General features: G+C 61.3%; 17 protein-coding genes. 16 read left to right on the top strand and 1 reads right to left on the bottom strand.

The window, feature by feature from the left end; translation table 11 throughout:
• The first annotated feature begins 8 nt into the window (after positions 1-8).
• The 12 genes from ACEQZ0_RS11505 (at position 9) to ACEQZ0_RS11450 (ending at position 15,454) form a co-directional block, all read left to right on the top strand.
• Entirely contained in the window at positions 9-1,154 is a 1,146-nt protein-coding gene (locus tag ACEQZ0_RS11505; RefSeq protein WP_370190943.1) for an efflux RND transporter periplasmic adaptor subunit, read from the top strand.
• 58 nt (positions 1,155-1,212) lie between these two features.
• A complete protein-coding gene (locus ACEQZ0_RS11500; RefSeq protein WP_370190979.1) occupies positions 1,213-4,452 on the top strand; it encodes an efflux RND transporter permease subunit in 3,240 nt (1,079 codons plus the stop codon).
• A gap of 48 nt (positions 4,453-4,500) precedes the next feature.
• Complete coding sequence (locus ACEQZ0_RS11495; protein WP_370190942.1) at positions 4,501-5,139, top strand: cation diffusion facilitator family transporter; 639 nt, start codon at positions 4,501-4,503, stop codon at positions 5,137-5,139.
• Positions 5,136-5,327 carry a hypothetical protein gene (locus ACEQZ0_RS11490; protein ID WP_370190941.1) on the top strand — a complete coding sequence of 64 codons (192 nt, stop codon included), beginning with the start codon at positions 5,136-5,138 and terminating at the stop codon, positions 5,325-5,327. Before ACEQZ0_RS11495 ends, ACEQZ0_RS11490 begins: the two co-directional genes overlap by 4 nt.
• Positions 5,328-5,375: 48 nt before the next feature.
• Positions 5,376-6,317, top strand: a complete 942-nt coding sequence (locus ACEQZ0_RS11485) for a DMT family transporter (RefSeq protein WP_370190940.1) — start codon at positions 5,376-5,378, stop codon at positions 6,315-6,317.
• Between the two features lie 153 nt (positions 6,318-6,470).
• Complete coding sequence (locus tag ACEQZ0_RS11480) at positions 6,471-6,950, top strand: CBS domain-containing protein (protein WP_370190939.1); 480 nt, start codon at positions 6,471-6,473, stop codon at positions 6,948-6,950.
• A 149-nt stretch (positions 6,951-7,099) separates the two neighbouring features.
• Positions 7,100-7,456 carry a hypothetical protein gene (locus tag ACEQZ0_RS11475; protein WP_370190938.1) on the top strand — a complete coding sequence of 119 codons (357 nt, stop codon included), beginning with the start codon at positions 7,100-7,102 and terminating at the stop codon, positions 7,454-7,456.
• A 116-nt stretch (positions 7,457-7,572) separates the two neighbouring features.
• Positions 7,573-8,805 (top strand): TolC family protein, encoded by a 1,233-nt coding sequence (locus ACEQZ0_RS11470; protein WP_370190937.1) that lies wholly within the window; start codon positions 7,573-7,575, stop codon positions 8,803-8,805.
• On the top strand, positions 8,805-10,322 hold the full coding sequence (locus ACEQZ0_RS11465) for an efflux RND transporter periplasmic adaptor subunit (protein ID WP_370190936.1): 1,518 nt from the start codon (positions 8,805-8,807) through the stop codon (positions 10,320-10,322). Before ACEQZ0_RS11470 ends, ACEQZ0_RS11465 begins: the two co-directional genes overlap by 1 nt.
• Positions 10,319-13,477: an efflux RND transporter permease subunit gene (locus tag ACEQZ0_RS11460; RefSeq protein WP_370190935.1), complete on the top strand. Its 3,159-nt coding sequence runs from the start codon at positions 10,319-10,321 to the stop codon at positions 13,475-13,477. The genes ACEQZ0_RS11465 and ACEQZ0_RS11460 overlap by 4 nt, the downstream gene beginning before the upstream one ends.
• Complete coding sequence (locus tag ACEQZ0_RS11455) at positions 13,465-13,860, top strand: copper-binding protein (protein WP_370190934.1); 396 nt, start codon at positions 13,465-13,467, stop codon at positions 13,858-13,860. The genes ACEQZ0_RS11460 and ACEQZ0_RS11455 overlap by 13 nt, the downstream gene beginning before the upstream one ends.
• Positions 13,861-13,918: 58 nt before the next feature.
• On the top strand, positions 13,919-15,454 hold the full coding sequence (locus tag ACEQZ0_RS11450; protein WP_370190933.1) for a multicopper oxidase family protein: 1,536 nt from the start codon (positions 13,919-13,921) through the stop codon (positions 15,452-15,454).
• A gap of 159 nt (positions 15,455-15,613) precedes the next feature.
• Here ACEQZ0_RS11450 and ACEQZ0_RS11445 read toward each other — a convergent pair whose 3' ends face one another.
• The gene (locus ACEQZ0_RS11445; RefSeq protein ID WP_370190932.1) at positions 15,614-16,003 is read right to left on the bottom strand and encodes a helix-turn-helix domain-containing protein; all 390 of its coding nucleotides are present in this window, start codon (positions 16,001-16,003) and stop codon (positions 15,614-15,616) included.
• 75 nt (positions 16,004-16,078) lie between these two features.
• Between ACEQZ0_RS11445 and ACEQZ0_RS11440 the strand changes: the two genes are divergently transcribed.
• From ACEQZ0_RS11440 to ACEQZ0_RS11425, 4 genes are read left to right on the top strand one after another with little or no spacing between them, the layout of a single operon-like run.
• Positions 16,079-16,426, top strand: coding sequence for a mercuric transporter MerT family protein (locus ACEQZ0_RS11440; RefSeq protein ID WP_370190931.1), 348 nt, complete (start codon positions 16,079-16,081; stop codon positions 16,424-16,426).
• The gene (locus ACEQZ0_RS11435) at positions 16,419-16,631 is read left to right on the top strand and encodes a GDCCVxC domain-containing (seleno)protein (RefSeq protein WP_370190930.1); all 213 of its coding nucleotides are present in this window, start codon (positions 16,419-16,421) and stop codon (positions 16,629-16,631) included. The genes ACEQZ0_RS11440 and ACEQZ0_RS11435 overlap by 8 nt, the downstream gene beginning before the upstream one ends.
• Entirely contained in the window at positions 16,624-17,955 is a 1,332-nt protein-coding gene (locus ACEQZ0_RS11430; RefSeq protein WP_370190929.1) for an NAD(P)/FAD-dependent oxidoreductase, read from the top strand. The genes ACEQZ0_RS11435 and ACEQZ0_RS11430 overlap by 8 nt, the downstream gene beginning before the upstream one ends.
• Complete coding sequence (locus tag ACEQZ0_RS11425; protein WP_370190928.1) at positions 17,952-18,344, top strand: hypothetical protein; 393 nt, start codon at positions 17,952-17,954, stop codon at positions 18,342-18,344. Before ACEQZ0_RS11430 ends, ACEQZ0_RS11425 begins: the two co-directional genes overlap by 4 nt.
• The last annotated feature ends 272 nt before the right edge of the window (positions 18,345-18,616 follow it).

Raw genomic sequence — 18,616 nt, 5'->3', positions numbered from 1 at the left:
ATACATCCATGACACGCAGAAAGCTGGCGATCATCGTCGGTATCGTAATCGCGATTGGCGCTATGGCGCTGATATTCTGGCCGACCGCTGAGGTGGACAACCATGCGCAGGAGGAAGCGGAGGCGGAGACATCCGAGGGGGTGGTCACGCTGAGCGAGGAGCAGATCAGCGAGGCCGGGATACAGCTGGCCGCCGTTCGGTCTGGTGCAGCTGTCGAGCTCGTCTTCCCGGCAACGGTCGCTGCAAGCCCCACCGCTTCCGCGCGGATCGACGCCCGCGCCTCGGGGGTCGTCCGCTCCGTTGGCAAGACGCTCGGCGACTACGTGTCGCGCGGAGAAACTGTCGCCCGCATCGAAAGCGCGGACGCTGCGGCTCTCGCCTCGCAGCTCAGTGCCGCGCGTGCGCGGGTGGGCGAGTTGTCGGCCGCCTACGAACGCGAACGGCGGTTGTTCGAAGCAAACGTCACCGCCCGCCAGGACTTGGAAGCCGCGCAAGCCAATCTCAGCGTAGCGCGTTCGGAATTGCAACGGGCGCAGGCGGCAGTAGCAGCAGCCGGTGTCAGCGGTGACGGAAGGTCGCTGGCAGTCACCTCTCCTCTGGCCGGCAGAATCACCGCGGCACCCGTTGTGCTCGGAGCCTTCGTGAACGCCGGCGAGGAGCTTTACAGCGTGGTCGATCCGAACGGGCTTCAGATCGAGGTGGCGCTCCCTTCCGCTGAAGCCTCCCGCATCCAGCCTGGTGACGAGGCCGTGCTGGTCGTCGGCGATGGCCGCGAAATCGGCGCCCGGGTGCGTTCGGTCACGCCTTCTCTCGATCCGGAAAGCCGCAGTGCCACTGCGGTCCTGTCGTTGTCGCGCGGTATTCCTGGCCTTCAGCCGGGCGCGTTTCTCCAGGCGCGGATCAGACCTTCGGCTGAGATCGACCGCGACCGCATCGCGGTGCCGGAGGACGCTATCCAGGTGGTCGAGGGGCGAGATGTCGTTTTCGTCCGGACGAAGACCGGGTTCCAGGCCCGTGAGGTCGAAGTCGGAACACGGTCTGCAGGCGTGGTGACGATCCTTTCCGGTCTTCAGGAGGGATGGCGGATCGCTGTCACCAACGCCTTCCTGCTCAAGGCCGAACTCGGGAAGGAGGGCGCCGAACATGGTCACTGATACTCAGACCGAGCCCACCGGGGACACCCATGCCGAAACGGCCCGTCATCGCCACGGTTTGATCGGGGCCATCCTCGACATCGCCGTGCGGTTCCGCTGGGCGGTCATCGTCCTCACCGTCTTCGCCGCGATCTACGGCGCCATGAACCTTTTGCGCCTGCCGATCGATGCGGTGCCGGACATCACCAACACGCAGGTGCAGATCAACACCAGCGCGCCCGCGCTCTCCCCGTCGCAGGTGGAGACGCAGGTGACATTTCCCATCGAGACCGGGCTTGCCGGGATCGAGGGGCTCGAGATGACCCGCTCGATCTCGCGCAACGGCTTCAGCCAGGTCACGGCGATCTTCGAAGAAGACACCGATATCTACTTCGCGCGCCAACAGGTGAACGAACGGCTCGCCCCGATCGGTGCCTCGCTGCCGGAAGGAGCGGAGCCCACCATGGGACCGATCTCGACCGGCCTGGGCGAAGTGCTCATGTATACGATCGAATACGAGTATCCGGGAGGTCGCGATGCGCCCAAGGGTGGTCGAACAGGGTGGCAGCCGGACGGGAGCTTCATCACCGAACGCGGCGATCGCCTTGACACCGAAGTCGCCAAGGCAGCCTATCTTCGCACGGTGCAGGACTGGGTCGTTGCTCCGCTCCTGCGCTCCATCGACGGGGTGGCGGGCGTGGACTCGATCGGCGGCTATGAGAAGCAGTTTCTCGTCCAGCCCGATCCTGCTCGTCTCACCGGCTACGGCCTGTCGTTCGACTCCCTGATCGAGGCCCTGGAAGCGGCGAACCTCGCCGAAGGTGCCAACTTCGTCGATCGTGCCGGGGAGGCTCTGCTCGTCCGCGTCGATGCGCGGCTTGGGGGCACACAGGACATCGAACAGGCGGTGGTCGCGACCCGCGAGGGCGTGCCGATCCGGATCGGGGATGTCGCCTCGGTGCGCATCGGCGGCGATCTGCGAACCGGTGCTGCCTCGCTCAATGGCGAGGAGGCGGTCGTTGGCACGGTCCTGATGCGCAGTGGCGAGAACAGCCGCACAGTGGCTGCCGCCTCGGCCGAGCGACTGGAAGAAGTCCGCGCCTCGCTCCCTGCCGGAGTGGTCGCCGAGATCGTCTACAACCGCTCGTCGCTGGTCGATGCGACCATCGCCACGGTCGAGAAGAACCTCGTCGAGGGCGCGCTTCTGGTGATCGCAGTGCTGTTCCTAATGCTCGGCAATATCCGTGCTGCGATCATCGCCGCATTGGTCATTCCGATATCCATGCTGATGGCCGCCGTGGGAATGAACAGGCTTGGAGTCTCCGGCAACCTGATGAGCCTCGGGGCACTGGACTTCGGGCTTATCGTCGATGGCGCCGTTATCATCGTCGAGAACAGCGTCGCGCGGCTCGCCGCCAGGCAGCACCGTGAAGGTAGATTGCTCAGCCTCGGCGAACGGCTGACGGAGACACGGCTGGCTGCACAGGAGATGATCAAGCCGACCGTCTACGGTCAGGCGATCATCCTCTTGGTCTATGCGCCGCTTCTCACCTTCACGGGGGTCGAGGGCAAGACGTTCTCGCCAATGGCCATCACGGTCATGCTGGCACTCGCCTCCGCCTTCGTGCTGTCCCTGACCTTCGTGCCGGCGATGATCGCGGTGCTCCTCAATCGCACGCTGACCGAGAAGGAGGTCAAGCCCGTTCGGATGGCGAAGGAGCGCTATGGCCCGGCAGTGCGCCGCGCCATCGCACGTCCCTGGCCGGTGATCGGTGCGGGCGCCGGACTCTTCGCCGTAGCGGCTTTCGTGTTCACCCTTCTCGGCAGTGAGTTCACACCGCAGCTGGATGAGCGCGACATCGCGGTTCAGTCGCTGCGGATACCGTCGACTTCGCTCGAGCGCTCGCTCGCCATGCAGAGACAGGTGGAGGACAGGCTCGAGACCTTCCCGCAGGTGGAGCTGGTCTTCTCGCGCACCGGCACGGCCGAGGTCGCGAGTGATCCGATGCCGCCGAACGCGTCCGACGCCTACGTGATCTTGAAGCCGCGCGAAGAGTGGCCCGATCCCGACCTGTCGAAGGATGAACTCGTCGCGCAGATGGAGGAGTCGCTCAGCGGTCTGGTGGGCAACCTCTACGAGTTCAGCCAACCCATCGAACTGCGCTTCAACGAGCTGATCGCGGGTGTTCGCGGCGACGTGGCGGTCAAGCTCTACGGAGACGACCTGACCGCGCTGACCCGGTCAGCCGGAGAAGTGGCCGAGGTGCTGCGCGGCGTCGAGGGTGCTGCAGACGTCAAGGTCCAGCAGGTCACTGGCTTTCCTACGCTGGACATCGCCTTCGATCGTCCGACGATCGCCCGATACGGTCTGACCGTGGAGGAGGTCGCGCAATCCGTTGCCATCGCGCTGGGTGGTCGGCCAGCGGGGCTGGTATTCGAGGGTGACCGCCGGTTCGATGTCGTCGTGCGGCTCGAGGATGCGACCCGGGACGATTTCGATCAGCTCGGAGCTCTTCCCATAGTCCTCGAAAGCGGGGTCACGGTTCCGCTTCGCACACTGGCGAATTTCCAGGTGGTCGATGGTCTCGCGGAGGTTCGCCGGGAGCAGGGTCGCCGACTGGTGATCGTGTCGGCGAACGTGCGCGAGCGCGATCTCGGCTCGTTCGTCGAGGAGGCTCGCGCAGGCGTCTCCGAAAGCGTCGAATTGCCGGCCGCTTCCTTCATCGAATGGGGCGGACAATACCAGAACCTCCAGGCCGCGCAGGCAAGGCTCGCCCTCGTCGTTCCGGTCTGCTTCGCGCTGGTGTTGCTGCTCCTGTTCATGGCGCTCGGCGGATGGGTGCCAGCGCTGGCGGTGTTCAGCGCGATCCCGATGGCGCTGGCAGGCGGGGTCTTCGCGCTTGCCCTACGGGGGATGCCGTTCTCGGTGTCGGCCGCAGTGGGGTTCATCGCCCTATCGGGTGTGGCAGTGCTGAACGGCCTCGTGATGATGACAGCAATCCGACAGCGTCTAGACAGGAGGATGCCGCTCGATGACGCGATCTGCGACGGTGCATTGGCGAGATTGCGACCGGTGCTGATGACCGCGCTGGTGGCCTCGCTGGGCTTCGTGCCGATGGCCATCGCGACTGGAACCGGCGCGGAAGTCCAGCGTCCATTGGCTACGGTGGTGATCGGCGGATTGATCACTGCGACCGCGCTAACGCTCTTCGTCCTGCCAGCGATCGCGCGGCTCGTGCTCCATCGATCGGATGATGAGCGCAGCTGGCGCGAGAAGTGGTGGGATCGTCTGCGTCGGAATGTGACCAGCGACGAGTAGCATGAACTGACGGACATCGCATGATGATCCGGCGAAGGAGGATACGGCATGAGTGGTGACCATAGTATTGACCTCGGTTCGGCCGGGAAGCGCCGGACGTTGTGGATCGTCTTATGGCTCAACGTCGCGATCGCCATCGGTTTCTTCGTGGTCGGTTACTTCGCCGATTCCAACGCGCTGCTGGCAAACGGGCTCGACAATTCTTCGGATGCAATCGTTTACGCGCTGAGCTTGCTGGCGTTGACCCGCTCGCGTGTCTGGAAGCGCGGGGCCGCACGCTTCTCGGGTATCATGCTGTTTATATTCGGGGTTGGGGTCATCGTAGATGCCGTGCGCCGCTTCCTCGAAGGATCGGAGCCGGGCGGCTTGATGATGTTGACGATGGCGGCGGTGGCGGCCGTCGTAAACCTGATCTGCCTGCGGTTGCTTCAGAAGACAAAGGAGAAGGACGTCAGCATGCGCGCCGCGACAACATTCAGCTTCAACGACTTCATCGCCAATGGTGGGATCATCGTGGCCGGCGGCGTCGTCATGCTGACGGGTGCCAACTGGCCTGATTTGGTCGTGGGCATCGCGGTCGCGTGTATTGCGCTGTACGGAAGTGTTCAGATCCTGCGCGACGCCCACATGGATATCCATGACGAGGAAGGCAGCGAGCATCAGAAGGGCGACCAGTTCCAGCGATGAGCGGGAAATACGATCATGGCGGCGGCCACGCCGGGCATACCCACAGTGAGGAAAACCTCAGCGATCGGCAGCTGATCTTTGCTGTGGCGATCAATGTGCTGCTCAGTTTGAGCCAGATGGTCGGTGGGATCGCGGATGTTATCGACGTCGCGCTGCCCAAGTGGCTAACCCTAGTGACGGAGGCGTAGCTCGCGTTGCTGATAGCACCTCTCGCGTGATAGGCGGTTGGCGTTGTCATGAAATCGAAGAAGACCTTCACCGCTCACACCGTCACCCTCCAATTGCTTTTGGGAATGGCGCTTTTCGGTAGCGCGACCCCGCTCAGCAAGATCATCGGCCAGCACTTCTCGATCTTCACCGCATCGGCCTTCCGCATGGGGATCGCGTGTATCGTGCTCGCGCCTTTTACTTGGTGGATGACCGAATGTTTCGCACGAACCAAGCGTTCAGACTGGGTGGTGATACTCGCGATTTCGGCCTTTGGAATGGTCGGCTTCACGGCAACGATGCTGTTTGGCATGCGTCTTACCACGGGCGTTGTCGGGTCGACGATCATGAGTGCTACCCCGGCCGTGACCGCAGGTGCGGCGGTCCTATTTTTCGGTGCCGCGATGAATAGGCGCAAATGGGGCGCGCTCGCTCTTTCAGTGGCCGGTATCGCGGCGATCAATCTGCTTCGCAATGAGGCGGACAGCGCGGGCGGAGCACCGTTACTTGGAGCAGCACTCGTTGCTGCAGCCGTGTGCTGCGAAGCAGCCTACACCCTGCTGTCTAAGAAACTGTCCAGCGGAGTTAGCTCGCTCGAAGCGACTTTGGCTGCATCGCTAGTCGCCGCGATCCTGTTCGTAGTTCTCGCCCTGCTATTCGACCCCAGGCCGTTCGACCTGTCAAACGTTGAAATACGAGCCTCTGCAGCCCTCATCTTCTGGGGCGCAGCGACAGGCGGGCTGGCTCCGGTCCTATGGTATAACGGCGCGCGGGAGGCACCCGGAGCGCTGACCGCCGGAGCCATGGCGGTCATGCCCATTTCGGCCCTGGTTTTGTCCTATGTGCTGTTGGGTGAGATCTTTCGCTGGGCGCATCTCATCGGCTTCGGCTTGGTATTTGCCGGACTGGTGTTGATGATTAATGAACATACTGGGGCGGGCGAGGATAAGCCTCGCAGCGCGAAGAGCTAGGCACCAATGCGACGATGCCCCTCGAAACTGACGTATTGGGGGTTCATTCGGATATCCAGGGACCGGAAGTGAGCGATTCCACGACACCTTTATCGCATGTAGTTTTCGCTCTGTCTTGAGTGCCGGAACGATGTTCGCACCACACCCATAGTTATGATCGTCACCTTCTCTCGATTAAAGGAGGAAATGATGAAGGTTGAAGATATCATGACGAAGGCTCCCGCCTGCTGCGCGCCATCCGATAGCGTGAAGACGGCCTCACAATTGATGATCGACAACGATTGCGGAGAAATCCCGGTGATCGACGAGAGCGGCGTTCTCGTGGGGGTCGTAACAGATCGGGACATCGCTTGCAGGTGCGTCGCTGAAGGTAAATCAAACGACACCGCTGTGGAGGCCGTAATGTCCCAACAGTTAGTAACGACCGAGCCCCAAGAGTCGGTAGAGGACTGCTGCGCGAAGATGGAAGACGGGCAGGTTCGCCGGCTTCCCGTGGTCGACGAGCAAGGAAAGTGCTGCGGAATTGTTTCGCAGGCTGACATAGCCATGGAGGGTAGCAAAATGGAGGCCGGTGACCTCCTGCGAGAAATCTCGGAGCCAACCGAAGAGCCCGCGAAGGCTGGCTGTTGTTGAGCATTACCCCATAAAGCCAGATATCGTGGACGGCTTGCATGACGAGTTGAGAGCGTGTTGGCCAAGCTTAGGCTTGCGCTTGGTGAACTAGCGAAACGGGGAAGCTCGTTGCTTTTCCGCCTCCCACACTCTAGCTAAGCCTCGTGCGATTGTTCGGTATCTTCTGCCTCATGCTGATTGCCGGTGGCTTGACCGTGCAGGCTGCGGCTTATGCGGCGGCTCCCATGAGCTTGGAAGTTGAGAGCACGGAACATTGTTCCGAAATGGCGATGTCTGCGATGGCAGGATCTCGGGAAAAAGATAGCGGCACGCCATGCGAGGACATGAAGCTTGCTTGTCTGGTTGCCATGAATTGCCTGCCTCCACTAGCCATGTCCGGTGACAGTCCGTCGGACATGGTCCAGCTTTCAGTGCCGCAGTCCTTTCTTCCCCTTGGCATCAAGTGGCTCCACAGCGCGCCGCTCATACCTGAATCGCCACCTCCAAAAGTCACTCTCACCGTCTGATTTTCCCAGATGGCGCACTGCGCCGTTTGCGAGCTTGGCGGATGCACGGGTACGCCTGGAAAATAGCCGGGCACGGACTCATGGCCCGTCATGCTTGCTCAGCATGAGTGAGACCTATGAATTGGCGAAATGGCTGGGTGCCGTTGACGGCCCTGCTTGCTGCTCAGACTGCAAATGCGCAGTCGATCGGCTATGAAGAAACGCTCGCGGCTGCGCGAGACGAACAACCAACGCTGCAAGCTGGTGACCTTCGGGTTCAGGGCAGCCGCGAAGCGGCCAAGGCTGCGGATGCACTGCCCGATCCGCGTGTTCGTGCAGGTATAATGAACTTCCCCGTTACCGGCCCGGTCGCGTTCGAGTTCGGCGAGCAACTGCCCACGCAGTTTGCCATCGGGGTCGACCAGGAGATTCCCAATCTCGCCAGGCGGCGGGCGCGATCGGCTGCCGCGAGTTCAGAGGTCCAATTAGCCGAGGCGCGGCTTGGTCTGGCCGAGCGCGATGTCCTCGTCCAAGCGGGGACGGCTTGGGTCAGCCTCTATTATGCTCAATCTCGACTGGATTTGGCGCGTGATGCTCTCGACGATTTGCGCAGCTTCGTGCCGGTCGCCAACAGCGCCGTAGCTTCGGGCTCGGCTCGCCCTGCCGAAAGCCTCGCTATTCGGCGCGAGCTGCTCGAAATCGAAGACGCGATGACCCGCATCGATGCGGAGCGCGAGGCCGCGCAGGCCCGCATTGCGCGTTACGTGCCCACCGAGAATCCGATTGCGGTCGGCGTAGCGCCGTCGCCTGCCGCCCAACCACAATCCCTGCGCCTCAATCTGGAGCGCAATCCGGAACTGATGCTTGCCGACGCCGAACGTGTGCAGGCGGAAGTGGGCATCGACCTCGCGAGATCTGAGAAGAGGCCCGATTTCGGAGTGAGCGTCACCTATGGTCGTCGTGGCAGCGGTTTCGGCGATGCCGTTTCCGTGATGGGATCGGTTACCCTTCCCATTTTTGCCGGCAACAGGCAAAACCCGCGCATTGCCGCAGCCGAATCCGAAGCCGCCGCCGCCGTGGCTGAACGCGAGGATCGTAGGCTTGCTTTGATCGCGGACTTCGAAACCGATCTGGCATCATGGCGCAGCGCGGTTCGGCAATGGGAGCGCGCGCGCGATGAGCTGCTCCCACTAGCGCGCGACCGTGCCACCCTTGAAACGGCCAGCTTCGCCGCAGGACGAGCCGATCTCGTCGACGTGATTGCAGCCAAAGCTGCGCTCGCGCTTCTGGAGCTGGAGATACTCGAACGCGAACAGGCGGCCGTCAAGGCGGCCGTGAAGTTGCAACTCACCTACGGGGAGAACCGGTAATGAAGGCTGTTCTCGAACGCCTTACGCCGCGCCAGCGGTCGTATCTGGCAGCGGCTGGCATCGCGCTTGTGAGTCTTGCCGCAGGCTATGGCCTTTCGACGCTGGGGGAAGACAGTGCCGGAACAAGCAACGATGCTGGGACCGATGCTGGCTGTGAGGAAGTGTTATACTGGTATGATCCCATGGTCCCGGACCAGCGGTTCGACGAGCCGGGAAAATCGCCCTTCATGGACATGCAATTGGTGCCGAAATGCGCTGGCGGCGATGCCCAGAACGGCGGCGGGGTCAGTATTGACCCCACGCTGGTTCAGAACCTAGGTATTCGAACGGCGACGGTCGAATTCGGCGTGCTCGAACCGGAAACAAGTGTCACCGGAACGCTCGCTTACAACGGTAGCGAAGTGGCGATCGTGCAGCCCCGCGCGGGTGGTTACGTGCAGCGGACCTATGGCCATGCGCCGCAAGACTTGATCGCGAGGGGCGCACCCATCGTCGACCTCCTGATCCCAGAATGGGGAGGAGCGCAGAACGAGTTTCTCGCCGTCGCTGCGACTGGGGATGAAGCCCTTACCCGCGCGGCACGTGAGCGCTTGCGGCTGCTTGGCATGCCCGAGTCAATAATTTCCTCGGTTGCTCGAAGCGGCAGGCCGCACTCGACAATAACGGTGAGCGCTCCCCAATCGGGGGCGATCACTTCGCTGGGTGTGCGACCGGGCATGACTGTTGGCGCAGGTCAGATGCTCGCTGAGATCAGCGGTTACAATCCGATCTGGCTAGAAGCGGCGGCGCCGGAAGCATTGGCGGCCAGCGCACGTGTCGGGCAACCTGTCAGCGCGACGCTGACCGCCTTTCCCGGCGAACGATTTGCTGGCCGGATCATCGCTGTTCTGCCTAGTGCGCAGGATGCCAGCCGCACGATCACCGTGCGAGCGACGATGCCCAATCCGGGATTACGATTGAAGCCGGGTATGTTCGCGCAGGTGACACTCGCACCGGAGCGCCGTGAAGCCCTGCTTGTGCCCTCCGAGGCGGTCATCCGAACTGGCTCGCGGGCCATTGTTATGATCGCTCGCCAGGGCGGCGGCTATCGACCCGCGGAAGTCCGCATCGGTCGGGATGCAAATGGACGCACGGAAGTGCTGGCGGGACTTGCCCCCGGCGAAAAGGTGGTGACCTCGGGACAGTTCCTGATCGATTCCGAGGCCAGTTTGGCCGGCATCGACGTGAGGCCAATAGACGAGGCGCCGACAGCTGCGCCGGGCGACGAGACGCGAGAAGAAACCAAAGCGTCCCCGACATATCGCGCTACGGGCACCATCAAGAGCATCACCGCGCGCGGCGTCACACTGCGCCATGGCCCGGTGCCCGCATTGGAGTGGCCGGCGATGACGATGACGTTTGCCAGCGAAGGGCCCGCGCAGTTGCGCGGTTTCAAGAGCGGGGACCGCGTGGCGTTCACCTTTGAGCAGCGGCCCACCGGGCCGCGCATCGTCTCGATTGCGAAGGCTAGCCAATGATCGGGCGCGTTATCGATGCCTCGATCGCCAACCGTATTTTCGTGGTGCTGGCTGCCATCGGACTGACTTTGGCAGGTTTCTGGGCGGTGAGAACGACGCCAGTGGATGCTCTGCCTGATCTATCCGATGTGCAGGTGGTGATCCGGTCGAACCACCCGGGGCAGGCGCCCCGGATAGTCGAAGACCAGGTTACCTACCCGATGGCGACCACCATGTTATCGGTTCCCGGTGCGAAAACCGTGCGTGGCTATTCCTTCTTCGGGGATAGCTACGTTTATGTCATCTTCGAGGACGGAACCGATCTCTACTGGGCTCGGTCGCGCGTTCTGGAATATCTGAATCAGGTCCAGAATCGCCTACCCGAAAACGTCGAAAGCACGCTCGGCCCCGATGCGACCGGCGTCGGCTGGATCTACGAATACGCTCTAATTGATCGCAGCGGCAACCTCGACCTTGCCGGCCTGAGAAGCCTTCAGGACTGGTTTCTGCGTTATGAACTCCAGACCATCCCGGGCATAGCTGAAGTCGCGAGCGTCGGCGGGATGGTGAAACAATACCAGATCGTCCTTGATCCATTTCGTATGGCTTCGCTGGGCGTGACTCACGCTGAAGTGGTCAACGCGGTGCAGGCAGGCAACCAGGAATCCGGCGGCTCGATCGTCGAGATGGGCGAAGCCGAATATATGGTTCGCGCTTCGGGCTATCTCGGTGACCTGGCAGATTTTCGTAGCCTTCCACTACGCACTGAAGCCGGTGGTGTGCCGGTGACGCTTGGCGATGTCGCTCATGTGCAGGTCGGCCCCGAAATGCGCCGCGGCATTGCTGAACTCAATGGTGAAGGCGAGGTCGCGGGCGGTATCATCGTGTTACGCCAGGGAGAGGATGCGCGCGGCACGATCGAGGCGGTCGAGGCCAAGCTCGATCAGTTGCGGGCGAGCCTTCCTGAGGGTGTGGAAATCGTAACCACCTATGACCGATCGCAACTGATCGACGCCTCGGTCGACAACCTGACCAGCAAGTTGATCGAGGAATTCATCGTTGTCGCGATCGTCTGCCTGCTGTTCCTCTGGCACGCGCGATCCGCTCTCGTCGCGGTCGTCACGCTGCCGCTGGGCGTTCTGGCGGCCTTCGTCGTGATGCGGTTTCAAGGCGTGAACGCCAACATCATGTCGTTGGGTGGTATCGCCATCGCTATCGGCGCCATGGTTGATGCGGCGGTGGTCATGATCGAGAACGCGCATAAGCATATCGAACGCTGGACCGAGGAGAACCCAGATACGGTGATGTCGGCAAAGGAACGGTGGCGGATCGTGGCCGATGCCTCGAAAGAGGTCGGCCCTGCGCTGTTTTTCAGCCTACTGATTATCACCCTGTCTTTTCTCCCCGTATTCACTCTGCAAGCACAAGAGGGACGGCTGTTCGCTCCGCTTGCCTTCACCAAGACCTACGCAATGGCTGGGGCGGCAATCCTGTCTGTCACACTGGTGCCGGTGCTGATGGGCTGGCTGATCCGGGGCAAAATCCCGCCGGAGGAGCGTAACCCGATCAATCGGGTGCTGACGCGCGCTTATCGTCCGGGCCTCGACTGGGTGATGCATCGGCCGAAAACGACGCTGGCGATTGCCGGGCTGATCTTCCTGACGACGCTTATCCCCTTCTCTCGGCTGGGCGGGGAGTTCCTGCCACCGCTCGATGAAGGCGATCTGTTATATATGCCCAGTGCGCTTCCCGGCCTATCGCCCGGGGAGGCATCGGCGCTCCTTCAGCGAACCGACCGACTGATCAAATCAGTGCCCGAAGTGGACACCGTGTTTGGCAAGGCCGGACGCGCAGATACGGCAACAGACCCCGCCCCGCTCACGATGTTCGAAACGACCATCCGATTCAAGCCACGCAGCGAATGGCGCGAGGGCATGACGTCCGACAAGCTGGTCGAGGAACTGGATCGCGCCGTGCAGGTGCCAGGCCTTGCCAATGTTTGGGTGCCGCCGATCCGTAACCGGATCGACATGCTCGCCACCGGCATCAAGAGCCCGATCGGGGTGAAGGTTTCCGGCGAGGACCTCGACCAACTCGAGAGGGTTGCCTTGCAAGTTGAGCAGATCGCCGGGGAGATCCCAGGGGTGAGCTCCGCACTCGCCGAAAGGCTATCGGGCGGTCGCTATGTCGATGTCGATATCAATCGATCGGCTGCGGCTCGTTACGGTCTCAATATTGCCGATGTGCAGCAGATCGTATCGGGAGCAGTGGGCGGTGCAAACGTTGCGCGCAGCGTTGAGGGGCTGGCGCGGTATCCGATCAATGTGCGCTATCCGCGGGAAATCCGGGACAGTGTCGACGAACTGCGAAGCCTGCCCATGCTGACCCCGGCGGGTCAGCAGATTACGCTCGGCACGGTGGCGAATATCCGGGTAACTGGCGGCCCTCCGATGCTTAAAAGCGAGCAAGGTCGGCCTACAAGCTTCGTCTACGTCGATGTGCGCGGGCGCGACCTGAGTTCGGTCGTGACCGACCTGCAGCAAGCGATCGCTACGCAGGTCGACCTGCCACCTGGCGTCAGCCTGTCCTATGCTGGGCAGTTCGAATATCTGACTCGCGCCTATGAGCGCTTGCAGATCGTCGTTCCGGCAACGCTCGCGATCATATTCCTGCTGCTTTACCTGATTTTTCGACAACTTGATGAAGCCCTGCTCATCATGGGCACACTTCCCTTTGCCCTGACAGGCGGATTTTGGTTGCTATATCTGATGGGCTACAACCAGTCCGTCGCGACTGCCGTCGGGTTTATCGCCTTGGCGGGGGTATCTGCCGAGTTCGGCGTGATCATGCTGATCTATCTGAAATCCGCGCTGGAACGGTCCGGGGCCGATCCGGATGCTGGGGAAGTGTCGACTGCCATCCGCGAAGGCGCATTGCTGCGTGTCCGACCCAAAGCGATGACGGTCGCGGTCATTCTCGCCGGCCTGTTTCCAATCCTGATTGGCACAGGCGCAGGGTCCGAAGTGATGAGCCGCATCGCCGCGCCCATGATCGGCGGAATGATCACCGCCCCGCTCCTGTCCATGTTCGTATTGCCTGCAGCCTACTTTTTGCTGCGGCGTCCCCGGCCAGACCGGCCAAACCACCCCCAAGGAGAAGATGAATGCGTATCATAACCCTCATGACGGCACTCGCCGCACCGCTAGTGCTGGCCGCCTGCGGTCCGAGTGACGATGCCGCTGATATGAGCGAGACGCCAATGGACGATGAGCAGATGGCCATGGATGGCACGGACATGCCTATGATGGGCGACCGCTTGACGGACGGCGGGGCTATGAAGTCCGCGAGCGCCGAAGGAACTGTCACTGCGATTGATCCGGAAGCGGGAACGATCACGATCGATCACGGCCCCGTCCCCGCGATTGAATGGCCCGCCATGACCATGGCCTTCGAGGCTGATCAGCAGATTCGTGATGACGTTAAGGTTGGTGACGAGGTCTCGTTCGAGTTCCGCACCGGCGAAGCAGGCAGTGTCGTCACGTCAATCGTCAAGAAGTGAAGTCGCGTTGCGGCGCCGGTTTCAGAACCGGCGCCGCCCTAAGGGGAGCACGATGAGAATGAGCCAGACCGATTGGACGAAGTCTCTCGACAGGCGCGGATTGATGCGACGATCTGGCTTGGCCCTAGCTGGCCTGGCCTTTGCTCCCTTTGCCGGTTGCGAAGCACGCAGCACAGCAATTCGCCGCGGTGACGCATCGACCGAGCCGCTGGCAATCCCTCAGCTCCGCATGGGGCAGGTAGAGGATGGGGTGCGCGTTTTCCGCTTGCCTATTTCGCCCGGACAAAAAGAATTTGCACTAGGCGTTTCATCACCCACGATCGGGATCGAAGCGCCCTATCTGGGGCCCACACTGGAGATGCGGCGCGGCGAACGTGTGCGGTTCGAGGTCGATAACGAACTGGCCGAAGGGGCGACCGTGCATTGGCACGGTTTCGAGCTCCCCGCCACCGCCGATGGCGGTCCCCACCAATTGATTCAGCCCGGCGAACGTTGGAGTCCCTCTTTCGAAGTGCGCCAGCGTGCTTCGTTATACTGGTATCACTCACACATGCACCGCCGCACCGGCCCGCAGGTTTATGCCGGCCTCGCAGCAGCGATATATGTTCGCGATGACGAGGAGGACCGCCTTGGCCTGCCAAGCGACTACGGCGTCGACGACATTCCGCTCATCGTTCAGGACCGTGTGATCGACGGGTCGGGCAGGTTGATCTATCCGATCGGCATGCATGCGCAAATGATGGGCGTGCGCGGAGACGAGATTTTCGTCAATGGCACGCCGAACGCCGTGTTCGAAGCGAAGACGGGCCAATTGCGCCTGCGCATCCTCAACGGTTCGAACGCGCGGTTCTATTCATTCTCGCTAGAAGGCGGAGAACCGATGCAATTGATCGCGAGCGATGGGGGATTGCTCGACCGGTCCCATTCTGTTCGATCGATCGCACTGGCCCCCGGAGAACGCGCACAGGTAATAGTCGACCTTTCCGAAGGATATCCACTTCGCCTCATCGCCAGCAGCCCGGACATGGGAATGATGGGGAGGCGTAGTGGCGGAATGATGGGCGGCGGCATGATGGCGCGTCGCAATGACCAAGGCGAAAGTGGCCAACCCTTTCGAGTCCTGGATATCCGACCGAGCGGGTCGACACGAGCTCAATCGCTTCCTTCGCAGCTGGCGGCGCTCGCTCCGCTCGATCCGTCTCAAGCGGTTCGCACACGCCGTTTCACTCTCGACATGGGAATGATGGGAAGCGGCATGTCGATCAATGCTGCGGCGATGGACATGGATGTCATCAACGAACGGATACCAGTCGGGCAATGGGAAATCTGGGAGATCGCCAACGCCTCCATGATGGCTCACCCGTTTCATATCCATAACGTCCAGTTTCGCGTGATTGACCGCGATGGTCGACCGCCGCCGCCCCTCGAAACCGGATTCAAGGATACGGTGATCGTCAATCCGCGCGAGCAGGTTCGCCTGCTGCTGCGCTTCGAAGAGCACACCGATCCGGATTGGCCCTACATGTATCACTGCCACATCTTGGAACATGAGGATGCCGGCATGATGGGGCAGTTCGTGGTTGTGAAAGGTTAGGCAGGAAAATCTTATGGCTTAGGGTCAGAACATTCTCGAAAGCATTGCCCTCGATCCGGTCTGCGGCATGAGCGTCTCGGTTGACGGGGCGAAGCACACGGCGGACCATGGTGGTGCACGGCAATATTTGCTGCCTTTCGGCGTTTGATGCTCGCTGATTCAACCATCGCCCGCTAGACTTTCCAATACCGGGCACCGATCATTGCTCGTGGCGCCACATTGCTCGATCAGTTTAGCGAGAGCGTTCTCCATACGCTCAAGGTCGGCCCGTTTCGCACGAACGTTCGCGAGGTGCTGTTCGGCGATCGATTGCACCTCATCGCAACGCACTTCCTGACCTGGCGTTAAGTCAAGCAATGCCTGTACCTCTTCGAGGGAAAAGCCGAGTTCGCGCGCGCGCCGAATGAAGCGGAGGCGCTCGGTGTCGCGAGGACCATAGTCGCGGTAGGCGCCCCTTCTCGGCGGAGCATCGATAACGCCTATCCGTTCGTAATACCGGATTGTCTCGATGTTACACCCGGTCCGCTTCGCCACTTCGCCAATTTTCAAAGTCAACCTCTTGAGTCTGTAGTTGCTACAGACTGTAAATAGGTGTGCGAATCGAGGTTTGCAAAAGGACGATCGATGCGCGGCATCAGCACATGGTGGAACGGATTGGCGACGGGCGGGGGTATCTTTGCAGCCTTCGGGGCAGCTGCATGCTGTGCACTGCCCTTGATGCTCGCGTCGGTGGGTGTGGGCTCGGCGTGGCTTGGCAGCATCTCGCCGGTTGTAGCCCCCTATCGCGTCCCGCTGCTGACCCTCGCGTCGGCTCTTCTTCTCGCTGCGACCCTCCGTTTGCTCTGGCAGCTTCGGCAGGCACGAACATGCCCGGCGGACGGTGCATGCGGATCATCGACCTATCGAGCGCTGACCGCCATAGGAATTGCAATCGGTGCGGCGCTGCTGACAGGTGCTTTCCTCTATGGCTGATCCGATCCTGATCTCGCGCTTGCGCTGTCCCGAATGCAGTCATGAGGAGGACATGGAAATGCCGACTAACGCTTGCCTGTTCTTCCATAACTGCGCGGGTTGCGGCGTTCGCCTTCAGCCGCTCCAAGGCGATTGCTGCGTGTTCTGCTCATACGGCACCGTTCCCTGCCCCCCGATACAGGAAGGGGAGTGCTGTCGTGGCTGAGGCTTTCGATTTCGTCGCTATCGGATCGGGAACTGCTGCGCAGGTCGCGGTCCACCGGATGGCCAACGCCGGGAAGCGCTGCGCGGTTATCGATTATCGGCCTTACGGTGGCACATGTGCGCTGCGCGGATGCGACCCGAAAAAGATGATGGTGAGTGCAGAGGAAGCGCTTGCTGCATTCAGGCGAATGAAGGGGAAGGGTATCGAAGGTTCTGTTGCGATTGACTGGGGTGACCTCCAGGCATTCAAGCGCAGCTTCACCGACCCCGTCCCTGAAAAGCAGGAAGCTCGCTACGAGCGTAAGGGCGTCGCGACCTTCCACGCTGCGGCGCGCTTTGCTGGCCCCGACAGGATCGTGGTAGGTGACCGCGAATTGAGTTTCTCCCACGCGCTCATCGCAACGGGAGCGGAGCCTCGACCACTCGGTATCGAAGGCGAGCAATTGCTGACCCACAGCGATGCATTCCTAGAACTCGAAACCCTTCCAGATCGGATCGTGTTCGTCGGCGGTGGATACATTGCCGCAGAATTTGCCCACCTCGCCGCGCGCGCCGGTGCAAAGGTCACAATCGTCCAACGAGGCCGCATTCTGAAAGCCTTCGACCCTGACACGGTAGATTGGCTCATGCCGAGTTTCGACGATCTCGGCATCGAAATCGTGGATGCCGAGGTGAACGACGTAACGAAGACAAACGGCCGTCTAACCGTCAATGCTGGCGATCGCAGGATCGAAGCGGAGCTGGTGGTGCACGCTGCCGGAAGGGTTCCAGCGATCGGCTCGCTCGAACTGGAGGCCGGAGACGTCGCGCTTGACGATGATCGATTGGTGCTTACCGAACAGCTACGCAGCCAGAGCAACCCCAAGGTCTTCGCGGCGGGTGACGCTGCTGCACATGGTCCGCCACTAACACCGGTCTCCAGTCACGATGCCAAGGTCGTGGTAGAAAACATCCTCGAAGACAGCGGCCGAACTCCGAACTATCGGGGGGTTCCGAGTGCACTTTTCACGGAGCCGCCGGCGGCGAGAGTCGGAATGCTGGAAAGCGAGGCGCGTGAGGCAGATCTGGATTTCACGGTGCATGCTGGCTCGCACCCCGATTGGTTTTCGGCGAGGCGGCTGAACGAAGAGATCTATGGCCACAAGCTGCTGGTCGAGAACGGAACAGGGCGCATCCTTGGAGCCCACCTGGTCGGCCCTGACGCCGACGAGCTCATCAATATCTTCGGCTTGGCCATGCGACATGGGCTCAAGGCGGAAGACATTAAATCGACAATGTTCGCCTATCCTACGGCTGCCTCCGATGTAGGGTATATGTTGGGATGAGAAACGCGGAAGCCACCAGCAAGCGCGACTTGGCCGCCAATCGTCTGCACCTTATCCTGATCTGGGGTGTGCCGTTTGCATTGCTGATTGGCCTGAATTTCACCGCTGAATTTCTGCAACCGCACGAGAGGGTGGGAATTGCGGCGGTGCTGTTCCTATGGATGGGAGCGGCATGCTTGTTAAACGCCATTCGTTGCCGCCGTCTCCACTGCCTGATCGCTGGGCCGGCATTTATCATCGGTGCCGCGCTTCTTGCCATGGTGGCGTTCGGCTTGGCTGATTTCGGGAAACACGGTCCAAGCGTCATCGTCTGGGTCACGTTTGGGGTAGTTGCTGGCAGTTTTATTGCCGAACGCATAGCAGGGAAGTATTGGCGAAGACTGGCGTAAGCTCAGGTTTCTGTTCACGGGATACAGAAGCGAGGCACTTTCCATCGAGGACGTGTTTAGGCTAACCCGAACGGGTAATCTTGATCTAGCGGACGGCTCGTCTGCTTTTGCTGTGCAGTCGGCTTGGAGCGGACTGCCAGCAATCGGCCCAAGACCTGCCAGTTGGCAATGCGTCCGAAATTCGGTTTCTCCGGATAGCCCTGTTGGGAGGGATGTGGAATTTTGGAAGCCACAGTCCTGACTTCCACGCGCGAATGCGGATGCAAAAAAAG

Origin of the sequence: Qipengyuania sp. (assembly GCF_964227205.1) — a bacterium.
Classification (GTDB): domain Bacteria; phylum Pseudomonadota; class Alphaproteobacteria; order Sphingomonadales; family Sphingomonadaceae; genus Qipengyuania.
The sequence above is the reverse complement of the archived record's forward strand: the minus strand, read 5'-3'. Positions and strand labels throughout refer to the sequence as shown.

Coding starts and splice junctions, on each gene's coding strand:
- ACEQZ0_RS11485 (WP_370190940.1), top strand. CDS start 5,376: ATGAAATCGAAGAAGACCTTCACCGCTCACACCGTCACCCTCCAATTG.
- ACEQZ0_RS11505 (WP_370190943.1), top strand. CDS start 9: ATGACACGCAGAAAGCTGGCGATCATCGTCGGTATCGTAATCGCGATT.
- ACEQZ0_RS11450 (WP_370190933.1), top strand. CDS start 13,919: ATGAGCCAGACCGATTGGACGAAGTCTCTCGACAGGCGCGGATTGATG.
- ACEQZ0_RS11495 (WP_370190942.1), top strand. CDS start 4,501: ATGAGTGGTGACCATAGTATTGACCTCGGTTCGGCCGGGAAGCGCCGG.
- ACEQZ0_RS11465 (WP_370190936.1), top strand. CDS start 8,805: ATGAAGGCTGTTCTCGAACGCCTTACGCCGCGCCAGCGGTCGTATCTG.
- ACEQZ0_RS11455 (WP_370190934.1), top strand. CDS start 13,465: ATGCGTATCATAACCCTCATGACGGCACTCGCCGCACCGCTAGTGCTG.
- ACEQZ0_RS11440 (WP_370190931.1), top strand. CDS start 16,079: ATGCGCGGCATCAGCACATGGTGGAACGGATTGGCGACGGGCGGGGGT.
- ACEQZ0_RS11470 (WP_370190937.1), top strand. CDS start 7,573: ATGAATTGGCGAAATGGCTGGGTGCCGTTGACGGCCCTGCTTGCTGCT.
- ACEQZ0_RS11480 (WP_370190939.1), top strand. CDS start 6,471: ATGATCGTCACCTTCTCTCGATTAAAGGAGGAAATGATGAAGGTTGAA.
- ACEQZ0_RS11490 (WP_370190941.1), top strand. CDS start 5,136: ATGAGCGGGAAATACGATCATGGCGGCGGCCACGCCGGGCATACCCAC.
- ACEQZ0_RS11435 (WP_370190930.1), top strand. CDS start 16,419: ATGGCTGATCCGATCCTGATCTCGCGCTTGCGCTGTCCCGAATGCAGT.
- ACEQZ0_RS11460 (WP_370190935.1), top strand. CDS start 10,319: ATGATCGGGCGCGTTATCGATGCCTCGATCGCCAACCGTATTTTCGTG.
- ACEQZ0_RS11425 (WP_370190928.1), top strand. CDS start 17,952: ATGAGAAACGCGGAAGCCACCAGCAAGCGCGACTTGGCCGCCAATCGT.